Annotated in this window: 16 protein-coding genes; 11 read left to right on the top strand and 5 right to left on the bottom strand. The window is 49.7% G+C overall.

From position 1 onward, the window contains the following. Positions 1 to 23: 23 nt before the first annotated feature. The 10 genes from ACTTK6_RS06550 to ACTTK6_RS06505 all read left to right on the top strand — a co-directional run bounded on the left by ACTTK6_RS06550 (position 24) and on the right by ACTTK6_RS06505 (position 10,195). On the top strand, positions 24 to 890 hold the full coding sequence (locus tag ACTTK6_RS06550) for a class II fructose-bisphosphate aldolase (protein WP_462833012.1): 867 nt from the start codon (positions 24 to 26) through the stop codon (positions 888 to 890). 22 nt (positions 891 to 912) lie between these two features. Then, positions 913 to 1,302, top strand: a complete 390-nt coding sequence (locus ACTTK6_RS06545) for a tautomerase family protein (RefSeq protein ID WP_094908239.1) — start codon at positions 913 to 915, stop codon at positions 1,300 to 1,302. Positions 1,303 to 1,421: 119 nt separating this feature from the next. Next, entirely contained in the window at positions 1,422 to 2,825 is a 1,404-nt protein-coding gene (locus ACTTK6_RS06540) for an FAD-binding oxidoreductase (RefSeq protein ID WP_079475282.1), read from the top strand. Further along, positions 2,818 to 4,125 carry a (Fe-S)-binding protein gene (locus ACTTK6_RS06535; protein WP_462833011.1) on the top strand — a complete coding sequence of 436 codons (1,308 nt, stop codon included), beginning with the start codon at positions 2,818 to 2,820 and terminating at the stop codon, positions 4,123 to 4,125. Before ACTTK6_RS06540 ends, ACTTK6_RS06535 begins: the two co-directional genes overlap by 8 nt. Before the next feature lie 105 nt (positions 4,126 to 4,230). Continuing rightward, entirely contained in the window at positions 4,231 to 4,791 is a 561-nt protein-coding gene (locus ACTTK6_RS06530) for a methyltransferase family protein (protein ID WP_094908237.1), read from the top strand. 18 nt (positions 4,792 to 4,809) lie between these two features. Further along, positions 4,810 to 6,312, top strand: coding sequence for a phytoene desaturase family protein (locus ACTTK6_RS06525; protein WP_094908236.1), 1,503 nt, complete (start codon positions 4,810 to 4,812; stop codon positions 6,310 to 6,312). A gap of 173 nt (positions 6,313 to 6,485) precedes the next feature. Beyond that, positions 6,486 to 7,472 (top strand): beta-ketoacyl-ACP synthase 3, encoded by a 987-nt coding sequence (locus ACTTK6_RS06520; RefSeq protein ID WP_462833010.1) that lies wholly within the window; start codon positions 6,486 to 6,488, stop codon positions 7,470 to 7,472. 121 nt (positions 7,473 to 7,593) lie between these two features. Then, positions 7,594 to 8,334: an SDR family oxidoreductase gene (locus tag ACTTK6_RS06515; protein WP_079475287.1), complete on the top strand. Its 741-nt coding sequence runs from the start codon at positions 7,594 to 7,596 to the stop codon at positions 8,332 to 8,334. Positions 8,335 to 8,451: 117 nt separating this feature from the next. Then, the gene (locus ACTTK6_RS06510; protein WP_462833008.1) at positions 8,452 to 9,315 is read left to right on the top strand and encodes an alpha/beta fold hydrolase; all 864 of its coding nucleotides are present in this window, start codon (positions 8,452 to 8,454) and stop codon (positions 9,313 to 9,315) included. A 16-nt stretch (positions 9,316 to 9,331) separates the two neighbouring features. After that, positions 9,332 to 10,195: an alpha/beta fold hydrolase gene (locus ACTTK6_RS06505; RefSeq protein WP_462833007.1), complete on the top strand. Its 864-nt coding sequence runs from the start codon at positions 9,332 to 9,334 to the stop codon at positions 10,193 to 10,195. A gap of 8 nt (positions 10,196 to 10,203) precedes the next feature. On the opposite strand, the gene ACTTK6_RS06500 is transcribed toward ACTTK6_RS06505, so the two are convergent. After that, positions 10,204 to 11,028: an ABC transporter permease gene (locus ACTTK6_RS06500; RefSeq protein WP_079475290.1), complete on the bottom strand. Its 825-nt coding sequence runs from the start codon at positions 11,026 to 11,028 to the stop codon at positions 10,204 to 10,206. 17 nt (positions 11,029 to 11,045) lie between these two features. Further along, a complete protein-coding gene (locus tag ACTTK6_RS06495; protein WP_094908231.1) occupies positions 11,046 to 11,978 on the bottom strand; it encodes an ATP-binding cassette domain-containing protein in 933 nt (310 codons plus the stop codon). A gap of 155 nt (positions 11,979 to 12,133) precedes the next feature. Here ACTTK6_RS06495 and ACTTK6_RS06490 point away from each other — a divergent pair, with 155 nt between their 5' ends. Then, complete coding sequence (locus tag ACTTK6_RS06490) at positions 12,134 to 13,072, top strand: alpha/beta hydrolase (protein WP_462833005.1); 939 nt, start codon at positions 12,134 to 12,136, stop codon at positions 13,070 to 13,072. Positions 13,073 to 13,123: 51 nt separating this feature from the next. On the opposite strand, the gene ACTTK6_RS06485 is transcribed toward ACTTK6_RS06490, so the two are convergent. The 3 genes from ACTTK6_RS06485 to ACTTK6_RS06475 form a co-directional block, all read right to left on the bottom strand. Continuing rightward, positions 13,124 to 14,191, bottom strand: coding sequence for an SDR family oxidoreductase (locus ACTTK6_RS06485; protein WP_462833004.1), 1,068 nt, complete (start codon positions 14,189 to 14,191; stop codon positions 13,124 to 13,126). 115 nt (positions 14,192 to 14,306) lie between these two features. After that, positions 14,307 to 14,849 (bottom strand): M15 family metallopeptidase, encoded by a 543-nt coding sequence (locus tag ACTTK6_RS06480; protein ID WP_244897359.1) that lies wholly within the window; start codon positions 14,847 to 14,849, stop codon positions 14,307 to 14,309. A 76-nt stretch (positions 14,850 to 14,925) separates the two neighbouring features. Beyond that, complete coding sequence (locus ACTTK6_RS06475; RefSeq protein ID WP_094908228.1) at positions 14,926 to 15,807, bottom strand: ROK family protein; 882 nt, start codon at positions 15,805 to 15,807, stop codon at positions 14,926 to 14,928. Between the last annotated feature and the right edge of the window lie 112 nt (positions 15,808 to 15,919).

Raw genomic sequence — 15,919 nt, 5'->3', positions numbered from 1 at the left:
ACTACATTGGAGGATGTGAATCAATGAGCTTAGTGCCAATGAAAACGATACTGTCCCAGGCGGAGGAAGGAAATTACGGGGTTGGTTCATTCAGCGTGGCCAACATGGAAATGGTGATAGGAGCTGTGCAGGCAGCAGAAGAGCTGAAATCCCCGTTGATTTTGCAGGTCGCTGAAGTGCGTCTGAATCACTCCCCGCTTCATCTTCTCGGTCCTTTAATGGTGGCAGCCGCCAGGGCATCAGAGGTACCGGTTGCAGTGCATCTTGATCATGGGATGAGTACACCAGTTATTGCGCAGGCCCTGGAGATTGGGTTCAGCTCTGTGATGTATGACGGCTCTCATCATGATTTGGAAACAAACATTAGCAATACGGCCGGGGTTGTTCAAATGGCTGAAAAGTACGGAGCCACTGTGGAAGCTGAAATAGGAAGAGTAGGCGGGAGTGAAGACGGATCCGAAGATATTGAAATGCAGCTGACAAGTGTTAGAGATGCAGAGCGGATGGAAAAAGAAACCGGTCTGGATGCCCTGGCGGTAGCTATAGGGAATGCTCACGGCATGTATAAGGGAGAGCCGGATATCAGAGTGGATCGTCTGTGGGAGATTGATGCCCGCACTGAGGCGCCGCTTGTCCTGCACGGGGGCTCAGGCATCAGCGAAAAAGTGTTTCAGCAGTGCATCGAAGCCGGAGTAAGGAAAATTAACGTAGCAACGTCGACATTTAACAAAGTAACAGAGCAGGTAAACGAAGCCTTTGTCGCGACGGGAGCTTACCAGAACTATTTTGACCTGCACCAGGACGAGGTAAAAGGCGCCAAAGCGAATGTGCTAAAGCATATGAACATTTTTGGAAGTGCAGGCAAAGCTTCTGCAGTCCAGATTAAATAAATCCCGTGAAAGGAGAGCTACTATGCCATTAATTAGAATCGATGTTATCGAAGGGCGGACGGAAGAGGAATTACAGCTGCTCGCGGACGCTGTGCATGACGCAGTCGTAGAGAGTTTTGAAGTGCCGGAAAATGATCGTTACCAGACGATTAACCAGCATAAGCCGTACGAAATGTATATTGAAGATACCGGGCTCGGCTTTGGCCGTACAAATAATATTGTGGTAATTCAGGTAATCAGCAAAACACGTACAGCAGAGCAGAAAAAGCGACTGTATAAAAATGTTGCCGGGCATTTGCAGAGCCGGTGCCACATCAATTCCGAAGACGTGATGATATCGATCACAGACAACACAGAGGCAGACTGGAGCTTTGGAATGGGGGAAGCCCAGTTTTTAAATGGAAAACTGTAAAGGCTGGAGGCTGCTTGCGGACGGCTCCAGCCTTCTTTTGGCAAAATATTGCATTCGCCCGTATGAGGGAGTACGATAATGTTAAGTTGCAATAGGAAGAGAGAAAGGAGCTGCTTTTATTGCACGAATGGGAAGAACAATTGCGCGCTCTTTTAAGTGACAAACGGGTATTTACAGAGATTGCCGACCGGTATAGCTACAGCTTTGATGCTTCTTTTGGCGAGCACTTGCCCGAAGTGGTAGTGCAGCCAAAAACGACAGAGGAAGTACAGGCGATTATGAAAATCGCCAACCGGTTCACCCTCGCCGTGACGCCGAGAGGACAGGGGACCTGCCTGAGTGGAGGGCCGTTGCCGGTCCACGGGGGAATACTTTTGGATATGGCCCAGTGGCCGGGGGAGATTAATGTTTTTGCCGATGACTTGATCGCGGTCGTGACGCCGAGTGTACTGACGGCTGATATTCATGCTGCGGCCGAAGACGCCGGCTTAATGTATCCGCCGGACCCAAGCAGCGCCCACGTGTCGACGATCGGTGGAAATCTGGCTGAAAATTCCGGTGGCCCGAGGGGGTTGAAGTACGGCGTGACGAAGGATTTTGTGATAGGCCTTGAGATTGTCACACCTGAGGGTGAAGTTATGCATACTGGCGGACGTACGATTAAAAATGTAACCGGTTACGATTTGACAAAGCTGCTTGTTGGCTCTGAAGGGACGCTTGGCGTGATTACAAAAGCTACGCTCAAGCTGGTTCCGAAGCCTCCAGCTAAACAAACAATGATGGCCGCGTTCACAGATATGGCGACAGCCGGTAAGGCTATTTCAAAGACACTCACCTCAGGAGTTCTGCCGGCAAAAATGGAATTCATGGACCGTGCCTGTATCGAAGCGGTGGAGCGGTACCGGCCGTCGGGTCTCCCCACGGCATCGGAAGCGCTTCTTTTAATTGAATTCGATGGCCACCCGGAGACTGTTAAATTAGAAGCGGAGCAAGTGAAAAAAATTCTGGAATCCCTGGAGGCGGATCCGGTTATTACAGCCGGAAGCGAGGAAGAAGCCCAGAAGCTCTGGAGCGCCAGAAAGCTTGTTTCGCCGGCAATTGCTACGATCAAGCCGACGAAGATTTCGGAAGACGCTACAGTGCCAAGAAGCCGGATTCCAGAAATGATGGAGCGCCTGAAGCAGATCAAAGAAAAATATCAGGTGGAGCTCGTCGTGTTTGGCCATATTGGTGATGGCAACCTCCATCCGGATATTATGTGCGACCAGCGCGATGAAGAAGAGATGATACGTGCCGAAAAGGCGGTGGCGGAAATTTTCCGTGCAGCCCTGGATCTGGGTGGTACGCTGTCCGGAGAACACGGTATCGGTACGATGAAAGCTCCTTTTATGGAACAGGAAATGGGAGAGGTGGGAGTAGCGATGCTCAAGCGGATTAAGGAAGCGTGGGACCCAAACAACATTATGAACCCGGGGAAAATCTTCGCAGAAAAAGGGCAGAAGCTGGTGCTGCGTGATGGCTGATACATTAAAAGACATGCTCCGCTACGATTTGACCTTTGACTGTGTGCAGTGCGGCTACTGTCTTCCTGTGTGTCCGACTTATGAAACAATGGAGCGCGAGACTCATTCCCCGCGCGGCCGTATTAATTTAATCAAAATGGTTGCAGAAGGAAAAGCAGCCGTGGAGGATTTAAAGCAGCCAATCGACAAATGCCTCGGGTGTATGGCATGTACAACCGTGTGCCCGACTGATGTGCAATATGGGCAGCTGTTTGAAAGTGCCAAGCATGTGATTGATGAGTATGAAGAAAAAACGTTCATACAGCAAAAAACCGAGCGTTTTTTATTTCATTCATTTTTTCCTTCTACAGGATGGATGGACCAGCTTGGAAACGCGACCTGGCTGTACCAGGTGAGCGGTCTGCAAAAAGCAGCACGGGGGCTGAAATTAATGTCTGCGGCACCGCTTCATCTCGATAAGTTTGAACAGGTGCTGCCCCCGGCACCTTCGCCGAAAGAGAGGCATGCGAGAAAAAATCGCCTGCATCCGGATAGTCCGCCGAAAGTGGTAGTTGCTTTCTTTACTGGCTGTGTGATGGACAGCGTATTTTTTAAACAAAATGAAAAAACGATGGAGCTGCTCCGGCTTTCCGGAGCAGAGGTGCAGCTGCCAAAAACGCAGACCTGCTGCGGGGCGCTGCATGCTCATGCCGGCAAAGAGCCTGAAGCCATAACACTCGCCAAGAAAAATATACAGGCATTTGAAGAGAAGCCGGTGGACTACATTGTGAACAATGCTGGAGGATGCGGGGCCCAGTTGCATAAATATGGAGAGCTGTTTGCCGGAGATCCGGAGTGGGAGCCGCGGGCGAGAGCTTTCTCTGGTAAAGTCAGAGATATCACCGAAATACTGGTGGAGCTTGACGGCCTGGAGTTTACCGAAAGGGTGGAAGAAACTTATACGTATCAGCCTTCCTGTCATATGACAAATGTACAGAAGGTAAAAGAACCGCCGCTGCAGCTGATTCGCTCTGTGCCCGGAGTGACGCTTAAAGAGCTTGACCGGCCCGACTTCTGCTGTGGTTCAGCAGGTATTTACAATATTACACAGCATGAAGATGCCATGGATATTCTGGATGTGAAAATGGAAGACGTTAAGCGGCAGTGCCCGGAAGGTATTGTTACGACCAACCCGGGCTGTATGCTCCAAATGAAATTGGGCGTACAGCGGGAAGACCTCGAAGAAGAAATTGATACGGTGCATATTGTGGATCTTTTAATGAAAGCAAAGCCGGTGGCTATAAAAGCGGTGGAGGCGTAAAAGATAATAAAAAACAGGGAGGGCTTTTGGTTTAGCGGCAGCATAGATGGGGGAATTGGTAACGAGTGTAAAAAGAAATGAGGCATGAAGGGAGAAGGTAAAACCATGGTGTTGATTGATACAATATTTGTGGTGGTTACCTTCTTCTGGATCGCTGAATTTTTTTTATTCAGGCAGAAAGCTCCCTCGAAGGAACCGGAGCGTACGGAGAGCCGCTCGTTCCGCTGGATACTGGCAGCTGTCATTCTGTCGATGGGAACCGCAGTGGTATTTGGCGAGAGCGGTTTCCTCAGCCTCTCTTCAGCCCGGCTTCAGATCGCCGGTCTTTGCCTGTACGGAGCCGGTATTGGCCTGAGGTATTGGGGGATTCTTCATTTACGGGACCAGTTCAGCAGGGACGTGTCTGTCCGGAACGGCGACCGCCTCGTAAGCAGCGGACCGTACCGTCGTTTGTGCCATCCGCTTTATACCGCTTTACTTTTTATTGTACTTGGCTTTTGCTTATTCATGAATAGCCCCGGGGCAGCAGTCATAAGTACAGGAGTCATGGTGCCGGCACTTCTTTACCGTATCCGTATTGAAGAAGAAATGCTGCGCCAGACACACGGAGAAACGTATCGTATATGGTGCCAGCGAAGAAACCGGCTAATCCCATTTTTGTACTAATTCACGGAGGTGTGCTATTTGAAGAAAAAAGCAATTGTCATTGGCGGAGGCCTTGGAGGCATGTCCGCAGCGATCCGGCTGCAGACGGATGGATATGAGGTAACGTTACTGGAGAAAAATGAAAATCTTGGCGGAAAATTGAACCGCCGCAGCGGGAAAGGGTTCACCTTCGACACCGGCCCATCTATTCTGACGATGCCATGGGTGCTTGAACAGCTGTTTCACAGCGCAAACCGCTACCTTGATGATTACATACAGGTAGAACGGGTGGAACCGCAGTGGAAAACATTTTTCGAGGACGGAACCTCGCTGAACGTGACGAGCGATCTGCCCGGCATGATTGAAGAAGCGGCGAAAGTTACGGATCAGCCGAGCCGTAAAATTACGGAGTTTTTATCCTATACAGAAGAAATGTATGAACTGTGCATGAAAAGCTTTTATAAATACAGCATCGAAGATCTGAAAGACTTAAAAAGCCACCATACGTTAGGCGATTTAATGAAGATGGATCCGTTGAACACAGTGGCGAAGGCGACCCATAAGCAGTTTGACAATAAATACCTCGAGCAGATGTTCAACTTTTTCATTATGTACGTTGGATCCAATCCGTACGCCGCCCCGGCCATTTTAAACCAGCTCGTCTATGTACAGCTCGGGCTCGGTATTCATTACGTGAAGGGCGGCATGTACAAAATTGCCGAGGGCATGCAGCGGCTGATGGAGGAGCTTCGGGTCGACGTTCATCTGAACAGCCCCGTCAGCCGTCTGCTCGTAGAAAACGACCGGGTGACCGGAGTGGAAACAGAGAGTGGGGAAACGCACCAGGCAGATGTTATCGTATCGAACCTTGAGGCCATCCCGGCCTACAATACGATTGCCCCTCCGGAAACGAAGGCGAAAAAAGAAGCCAAGAAACTAAATAAAACGTTTATTCCGACAGTTTCGGGCGTCGTGCTGCTGCTTGGGGTGAATAAAAAATTCGAGGGGCTTCATCACCATAACTTCTTTTTCTCTGAGGATCCTGAGCTTGAGTTTAAGCAGGTATTCGAGGAAAAGGTTCCAGCCGACGACCCGACCGTGTATATTGGTATCTCGGCCCGGTCGGACGAAACCCAGGCGCCGGCAGGTAAAGACAATTTATTCGTACTGACACACGTGCCGCCAATGGATGCTAAACAGAAAAAATCTTTTGACTGGGATAAATACCAGGAGGCGATTCTGGATAAATTAGAGAGAAACGGAATGGAGGGCCTGCGGGAGTCAATCGAGTTTGAGTACCGTTTTACTCCGGAAGGACTTGAGGAACTTTACGGCGCCAACGGAGGCTCGATTTACGGAGTGGCCTCCGACCAGAAAGTAAACGGAGGATTTAAAGTGCCGGCAAAAAGCCGAATATACGATAACCTTTATTTTGCCGGCGGTTCCACGCATCCTGGCGGTGGTGTGCCAATGGTTACACTGTCCGGCCAACTGACGGCAGATCTGATTCAAAAACACGAGCAGGCAGATATGAAAAAATAACTTAACAGCCCTTCCCGGCCCGGGAAGGGTTTTTGCCTGCTCCGGTACTTTTGATATGCGTAAAGCAAAGGAAGCATAACCCTTTATTTTGTGATAATATAAATAAGTATGAGATTCAACGAAAATCAAAGCGCATAGGCGATAATTATACATAAAACGGGGGTTACATACCGATGGTACAATCAAAAGCTTCAATTACAGCATTAGGGTCCTTTGTTCCGGAGAAGCGGCTGACAAATGATGATTTAGAAAAAATGGTGGAAACAAACGATGAGTGGATTACGTCCCGTACCGGCATTAAAGAACGACGGATTACAGCAGATGACGAATTCACCAGCACGATCTGCGTAAAAGCAGCGGAGGAGCTGCAGCAGGTAAGTGGAAAAACGCTTGAAGACGTGGACCTTATCATTGTGTGCACGCTGACGCCCGACCACAAAACACCAAGCGTCGCCTCTTTGGTGCAGGCCAGCCTTGGTATTTCCGGGGCTGGAGCTTTTGATTTAAACGCTGCTTGCGCCGGCTTTTCCTACGGGCTGCACGTGGCAGACGGCATGATCAGTTCCGGTCTTCATCGTAAAGTGCTTGTGATCGGCGCTGAAACGCTCTCTAAAATTACGGATTATACGGACCGGGCGACATGTATTTTGTTCGGGGACGGCGCAGGCGCAGCTCTAGTAGAAGCAGACGAAAGCAATCCATCTTTTCTGGCCGCTTTCACGGATTCAGACGGGAAAAAGGGCGAATACCTTTACTGCACCGATCTGTCCAACCAAATTGGCGGACAGGAAGTGGATTCAGACGGCTATGTTGTGCAAAACGGCCGGGAAGTTTACAAATGGGCAGTCAAAACAGTTCCTCAGGGGATCGACAAGCTTTTGGATGATGCAGGAGTGGCAATTGAGGACATCGATTGGTTTGCCCCGCACAGTGCGAACATGAGAATGATCGAATCGATCTGCGAGCGTACCGGCATTCCAGTGGAAAAAACGCTGACGAGTCTCGAATATTACGGCAACACATCATCCGCTACAATTCCGTTATCTCTCCGGGAAGCGCAGAAGGACGGCCGTTTAAGCAACGGCGACCTCGTGCTTATTTACGGATTTGGCGGCGGTCTGGCGCAGTCTGCGTTATTAGTCCGCTGGCATGCAGAATAATTGAATTGAAAGAGCTCCCGGAGCAGGGGGCTCTTTTTTGATGAGCAGCAAAGGTTATGATTATAGTGCGGCGGGTATAGAGAGTACGTAATCAATTCAGAACAGCATTGGAGGATATAACATGGCAGAAGTTGAAGGAAAAGTAGTTATACTGACTGGTGCTTCAAGTGGTATTGGTGAAGCAGCAGCTAAAGAATTAGCTGGCAAAGGGGCTAAAGTAGTGCTGGCTGCCCGCCGGGAGGAGCGTCTGCAGCAGCTTCAAAAAGACATTGAACAGGTCGGCGGTACGGCTGCCTATAAAGTAGTGGATGTCACCTCCCAGGAGCAGATGGACGAACTCGCCCAGTTTGCCAATGAAACGTACGGCCAAATTGACGTTATAGTAAACAATGCCGGATTGATGCCGCTCTCGATGCTGCGGAACCGGCAGTTCGAAGACTGGAACCAGATGATCGATGTGAACATTAAAGGCGTGCTTTATGGTATTGGTTCCGTTCTCCCCTACATGAGGGAAAGAAAAGAAGGGCACATTATTAATGTTTCCTCGGTGGCAGGCCATCAGGTATCTCCGGGCGGAGCTGTCTACAGCGGAACGAAATATGCGGTGCGCGCGATCTCGGAAGGGCTCCGCAAAGAAGAGTCACCGGAAAACAATATTCGATCAACGATTATATCGCCGGGGGCTGTTGAATCGGAGCTTACCGAGACTATATCGGACGATCAGGTGAAAGAACGCGTGGATGAGCTGTATCAAAACGCAATTTCTTCAGAAAGTATTGCCCGCACGATCCGTTACGCGATTGAAGAACCGGCGGAAGTATCGGTTAATGAAATCGTCGTTCGTCCGACAGCACAAATGTAAAAGAAACGGCACCTGTCCACATGGATAGGTGCTGTTATTTTTAGCTGCTGTGGAAATTCATCATTGAAGCAGGCCATTTCCGGGTAAAAGAAACTAACAGAACCGAGGAGGTTTTCGATGGCAGAACTATCATTTAAATATGTGCACGTGAATGGCCTCCGCCTTCATGTGGCCACCGCAGGACCAAAGGAAGGGGAGATGGTCATACTCCTGCATGGCTTTCCGGAATTTTGGCGTGCCTGGGAGAAGCAGCTGCATGCCCTTGCGGAGGAAGGCTATTTTGTAGTAGCGCCTGACCAACGGGGGTATCATCTGAGCTCGAAGCCTCCTGAAAAAGCATCTTATTCCATGGATGCTCTCCGGGATGATATCACCGGGCTGATTTTTCACTTTAAAAGAGAGAAGGCTGTAGTTGCCGGCCATGACTGGGGCGGGGCTGTAGGCTGGTATCTGGCACTTACGCGGCCGGAATACGTTTCTTTGTTTATCCCGGTGAATATGCCGCACTTAACCGCCATGCCAAAGACGATGCTCATGCATCCTATGGACATAATAAAAGGATATTATATGGCGGCTTTTCAGCTCCCCGGCCTTCCGGATAAAGCGGCTGCGATGTTCCAGTACGCCGCATTAAAGGCCCATCTGTCTGTAACGAGCTGCCCAGGCACGTTTACAAAGTCAGAGCTGGAGCAGTACCGGTTTGCCTGGTCACAGCCCGGCAGCGTAACGGCTATGTTCAATTGGTTTCGGGCCATCCCATTCGGGCCGGCGGAAGCGATGAGCACGGAAACAATCAATGTGCCTGTACGCATGATCTGGGGGATGCATGACTGGTTTTTAGGCAGGGCAGCTGCTAAGGAAAGTCTGAAATACTGCAGCGACGGAGACGGAATTTTTATTGAAGAAGCGACGCATTGGGTGCATCATGAGCAGCCGGAGCTTGTCACACAGTCCATTAAAAATTTCATTCAGGAAAAATAACTAGGAGGCACCAGATATGCAGGATATCAGCTTTGAAACGATAACAGTCAACGGAATTTCTTTACACACCGCATTGGCTGGTCCGGAGAACGGGCCACTGGTCATACTGTTACACGGTTTTCCGGAATTTTGGTACGAGTGGAGGCATTTGATCGGCCCGCTTGCAGCGCGGGGCTACCGGGTGGCGGCTCCGGACCAGCGCGGCTACAATCAAAGCAGCAAGCCGCCTGAGATTGAAGCATACGCTCTGGATGAACTGCGTAATGATGTAACGGAGCTGATCAAAGCGATGGGACGGGAAAAAGCAGTAATCATTGGTCATGACTGGGGCGGAGCAGTAGGGTGGTACACGGCAGCTTCGAGGCCTGAATACGTGGAAAAATTTGTTGCCATTAATATTCCGCATCTGCCGGCTATGCCGGCAAGCATGAAAAAAGATCCGACCCAGCTTCTAAGAAGCTCATACATGCTGTTTTTTCAGCTTCCCGGACTTCCGGAAAAACTGCTTGCCTATAATGACTTTGAAGAGTTTGCCAATGGTCTCGTAAAAACAAGCAAACCTGGAACGTTTACTGAAGAAGATGTAGAAAGATACAAAGAAGCATGGTCTCAGCCGAATGCGGTCACGACCATGATCAATTGGTACAGAGGAATGAGAAAAGGGCCGAAGGATATTGTGGAATCAAGCTATGTGACTCCGCCGGTACGAATCATCTGGGGTGTTGGGGACGCCTTTCTGTCGAAGGCTTCCGCCCGGACGAGCCTTGAATACTGTCGCGATGGAGAATTGATTTTTGTGTCTGATGCGACGCATTGGGTCGTTCATGAGCAGCCGGATATTGTGGAGCGGCTGGTCACAGAATTTATGGAAAAAACGTGACCGGTTGCTTAGGCGTTGGCTCTTCGGAAGCTCACGGTGGCAAGGGCGATCAAAATGGAAGTAAAAATAATTAAAAACAGCAGCTCCTCCGCCACCGTCACTGTACGCCCGAACAGCTGCAGGTTGAGCCCGAGCGCGTTCTGGGCAGCGACGGGCAGGTCTCCGGCGCCGGTCATTACTTTTTTCATAGCGTCTACACCGTAGGTGACAGGATTAACTTTAACAAGGATATCCATCCAGGCTGGCATGTTTGTTACTGGAAACAAAGCTCCTGAAAGAAAGACCATGGGGAACACGAGAACCTGCACAATCAGCTGGAATCCCTGTGTCGACCGAAGCAGGCTTGCTATTAGCAGGCCAAGGGAAGCAAGGGTGCACGAAAGCAGAAACATAATCGGCAGCACGGCCAGGACGTTGCTCCATTCGTAGGTTACGCCGAGGACCGGAATAAGGATAAACATCAGTACTCCCTGCATAAAAGCAACTGTGGAGGCCCCGAGCATTTTGCCGATCGCAATATTCACCCGGGACACCGGCGAAACGAGGATTTCTTTCATATAGCCGAATTCTTTGTCCTGGATGACTGACAAGGATGAAAAAATTGAAGTCATTAAAAGGGTCATGGCTACAATGCCCGGGAAAATGAAGGTAAGATAATTAAAATTCTCGATTTCAGAGGTTTGATTCATTACCAGGTTTTCCATCGTGCCGCTGAACCCGCCGCCAAAAATAATTAAAAATAAAATAGGCATCGCAAATGAGCCGAGAAGCCGGGCGCGGTCCCGGATGAATTTCATTAAATCCCGCTGCCAGATAGCAAAAATACCTTCCATATGTGTGTTCTCCTTTCTTAAGCGGGGCCGGCTTTAATATTGCGTCCTGTGTAGGATAAAAACACGTCGTTAAGCGTCGGCCGGCGTATGTTGAGGCTCGTAATAGGTATGCGGATCTGTTGGAGAAACGTAGAAATAAACTGGTCGCTGCTTGGTACCTTAATGCGCAGAACACCTGCTTCCTCCTGTATTTCTGCCTCCGGCATATCATGCTGCAGCTGCGTGGCTACTGCATTATTATCCTCGGTGCCGAGTTCAATCACGTCCCCGCCAACCTGCTGCTTCAGCCGTTTGGGTGTATCGAGGGCAATAATGCTGCCTTTATCCATAATGGCAATGCGGTGGCTGATTTCCGCCTCGTCCAGGTAATGCGTAGTTAGAAAAATGGTTATATTTTCTTTTTCCTTCAGACGGAGAATATATTCCCAAATATGCGCGCGGGTCTGAGGATCAAGGCCGACTGTCGGTTCATCCAGAAACAGTACCTTCGGATAGTGAAGGAGCCCCCGGGCGATTTCAAGCCTTCGTTTCATCCCGCCGGAGAATTCTTCCACTTTTTTCTTTTGGTTGTCGGTTAAGTCTACGATTTCAAGAACCTCTTGAATGCGCTCCGTTCGTTTATGTTTAGGGACCCGGTAAAATCGGCAGTGAAGCTTCAAGTTTTCAAGGGCGCTTAATTTTTCATCGAGCGTATTTTCCTGAAAAATGATACCAATGCTCTCCCGGACTTTTGCTTTCTGCTTAAACGCATCATAGCCGTTAATGGTAACGCTTCCGGAAGTGGGCGCGAGCATCGTGCAGATCATGTTGATAGTTGTGCTTTTTCCTGCCCCGTTCGGGCCGAGAAAGCCGAATATTTCTCCCTGGGCGACGTCAAAATGAATGCCTTTGACCGCTTCCATATCTTTAAACGATTTTCGCAGTTCGTGCACTTGAATGATAGATTCCATATGTTTACCCCTACTTTAGCCATAGTCGTTATGTTAGCGTAACTATATAACTTCAGAGAGTTAACGTCAATGTATACGAAGCAGGTCAGAGTGGAATGAAGGGTAACCGGGCAAAATTGAGGGTATGGATTAATAGATAGAAGGGGGAAGGAACAATGGAACTTCGAGACCATGTAAAGGAATACCTAAACCAAAATATATCCTTCGAAGTGGAAACGGTGGAGGAAGTAGTCGATGAGCGGAGACGAAGAAACGAAATGGCGCCGGAGCCTTCAGCTCGCCCGGCAGTAGCTGAAGTGCTGGATAAAGATATCGATTTAGATGGACGCACGTTAACTGTTCGACGATATAAGCCCATATCCGAAGAGCCGCTTCCCACCGTGATTTTCTTTCACGGAGGCGGGTTTGCCGTTGGCAGCCTTGAAACCCACGATGCTTTCTGCCGGGTGCTGGCCAATGAACTGGAGGCATACGTTGTAGCAGTGGATTACCGGCTTGCCCCGAAATATCCGTTTCCATCCGGGGTATACGATTGCCTGGATGCTGTGCGCTGGGTGCTTTCTGAATACCGGGACTGGGCAAACACAGAGGACCGGTTTTATCTATGCGGGGACAGCGCCGGCGCAAATATTGTATACGCAGCTTCTACGCTGCTTCGAAAGGAACAGACATACCTTGAGGGGCAGATGCTTTTGTACCCTGTTGCTGATTTTTATAACCGGGACGAAGACCCCGCCTACGTATCCTATCATCGTTTTAGTGAAGGCTATGGACTGACGGCTAAAAACGTAGGTGACTTCTGGGCGCATTATTTGTCTTCATGGGATGAACGCAGGGATCCACTGGCTGTGCCGATGCGGGATACGGATAAACGGGAAAATCCTCCGACCCTTATTATTACAGCGGAATATGATGTACTGCGTGATGAAGGCGAGGAGCTGGCAAGACAGATGAAAGAAGCAAATGCAGACGTTCATCATCATCAGGTGGATGGGACAATTCACGGGTTTATCAACCAGTTTCCGCTTGAAGAGGACGGCCAGGAAGCGATGCACTACATGCGGGCATTTGTACACAAGCATATTGGAAAATAACAAAACACCCATCTGGCAGAAGCTGAATGGGTGTTTCGGATGTGTGCGGAATCAGCCTGAGAATTTTGGAATCAACCGCTGTTCCTGAAATTCGCGAAGCAGCTGCCGAAACATGTCATCACTGTTTACCACTTCAGTAAAACCAAACTGTTTTACCTTATTAGTGTCAGACATCACATCGTATTCTACATTAAAAATAAAGTCACCGAACGGCCAGGCAGCTAATTTATCGAAAGGGATAGCCTGGAGGCTGTATTTTTCCTGCATTTCCTCCCAGAGCCCCTTCTGCAGCGGCATAAAATCAGAAAGTGTGATCGTCTGCACCGGCCCGGTGTCCATTTGGAATGCCTCGGCGATAACCGGCCACATGTGCTCCCAGCGAAAGAAATCCCCGTTAGTAATATTGAACGTTTCAAATGCACATGGCTCATGCAGGGCAGCCCAGACCGAACAGCGGGCGAGCAGGCCGGCATCGGTAACCTGGGCGAGCGACCGGTAGGTTACTTCTTTTCCCGGGAAACGAAGTGGAAGGCCGAGTTCTTTAGAGATAGAGGCATAGACAGCAATGACCATGCTCAAATTCATCGGAGTGCCTACCGAATAGCCGCACACGACATCAGGGCGCAAAATGGTCCAAGACCAGTTTTTCCCCGCCTGGTGGTTACGAAGGTAATCCTCCTGGTTGTAATAAAAGTTTGGTGGCATATGGCGCGGATCGCTTTCCCGTGCCGGTGTTTTAAAGGCGCTGATATGGGCTCCGTACACTTTAGCCCCCTGCATCAACACCACGCGCTGGAGCTGGCTGGACGTCGCTTCCACAGCCTGGACAGCGCTTTGAAGCATGGTAGTATTAACCGTAATTTGTTCCTTGGAAAGGGGATCATAATCCTGATAGGCGGCATAAAAGATGTGCGTGACTGCGGGCACGTCATGGAGGGCTTTAGTGATTTCTTCCTCGTTTAAGAGGTCTGCCTCTACGTAATAATCAGCTCCGTGGGTGTCTTCCGGCTGGTGCCGGGAAATGCCCACAGCCTCCCAATCCTCCAGAGATGCAATATGTTTTAGAATGCTGCTGCCTATAATACCGGTAGCTCCTACCACCAGGGCTGTTTTAGTCATTAAAGAGGACTCCTTTCACAATAGAGGGTACTACAGCTGTATACCACAAACTGCCAGAAGCTTAACCTCGCCGTGGGAAAGAAAAACGTCCGGATAACTAGCCGGACGCTGGTAGTTAGGTATTCTGCTGTTCCGCAGCTTGGAGCTCTTCAAGGCTGAGGCCAAAGGTCATCTCGAGATGGGGATAGTCTTTAAAACCGGGCCAGTCCCCGCCCCAGTTGAAACCGAGTTCTTTAGCGATCTCTACGGCCTCCGTCCAATCTGCTTTACCGTTCCCATTGTCATCGCGTTCCATATCCCAGACGAGCTCTCCGTCCGGTGTGCGTAAAGCAAAGTCAATGGCAAGGCCGTAATTATGATACGATTCGCCGCCTCTTGCCTGCGTTACAATTTCTCCCTGCGTGGTCCGTCCTTGGGCGTATAAAGCATTCTGCTCCTCCACAGAACGGTATCCATCCGTTACAACAACCTGGATTCCCTGCTGTTCTGCACGTTGGATCCATTCATTTTTTCGTTCTTCTACGACAGGGTGGAGGGCGTTTTGTGCGACGACTTCGCTTGCTTCCACCTGGGGGAGCGGATTTTGCCTGCTGTTCCACCCCAGTACAACGAGAATGAGAAGTAAACCGGTCATCAGTAACAAGACATGTCTTTTCACTCAGCTGATTTCCTTTCTTTTTTTACCTGCGCCCAGGAGTTGTAAACGAGTAGGTGTTTTGAGGCTGCGCCTGCTTTTAGTTGGGGGTATCCTCGAGAGTCCGGGCAGCGAGAACAAAGCCTCCGGTGATGCCGGCATCATCATAAAGACCCGGGGTGGTGATATACTGGTCAATGTGTTGAGTGATCATTGAGTCCTGGACGTACCCCTGCAGAAGCTGCTGTGTTTTTTCGTGTACTTTTGCGAGCAGGGAAGGCTGTTTGCTGACGCCGCCGCCGATAATAATCCGCTCGGGAGTGAGAATTAGAATGTAATTCATCATGGCCTGAGCGAGGTAATAGGATTCAAGCTCCCATACCTCAGGGCGGGCAGTCAGCTCGCTGCCTTTTTCTCCCCAGCGCTTTTCCACAGCCGGCCCTGAAGCAAGTCCCTCGAGGCAGTCGCTATGGTAAGGGCATGTGCCTTTAAAATCATCCTCGGGATGCCGGCGGACAATAATATGTCCGGCTTCGGGATGGTTCAGCCCCTCGAGAATATGATTATTAATCACGGCTCCCACGCCGATACCAGTGCCAACTGTCATGTACAGGCAGCTCGTTTTTCCGGCGCCGGCACCGTGTTTCCATTCTCCTAGCGCTGCTGCATTGACGTCGGTTGTAAAGCCTGCCGGCACCCCCAGATGTTTTTGCACGTCGCCAAGAATGTTAAAGTTTTGCCATGCTGTTTTTGGCGTGGTAGTGATGTAGCCGTATGTATCATTTTTTGTATTAATATCAATCGGTCCAAAAGAGCCAATGCCCACGGCTTCGATAGAAAAGGAACGGAAAAAATCGTACACCTGCTGCATGGTTTCTGCGGGCGTCGTAGTTGGAATAGAAACGCGTTCTTTAATATCACGGCCGTTTTCACTGACCGCGCAGACAAATTTGGTCCCTCCTGCTTCAATGGCGCCGAGCATATAAACAACCTCCTGGTCTTTTCTAAAATAGTTAACAAAATATTATAAAATAAATAAACATACTCATGTTGATAAAATTCTGCATACTTTTTAATCGTACCTTTTTTTTCTG

This window comes from Marinococcus salis (genome assembly GCF_054971365.1).
Note: the sequence above shows the minus strand (reverse complement) of the source record. Positions and strands in the feature narration are given on the sequence as shown.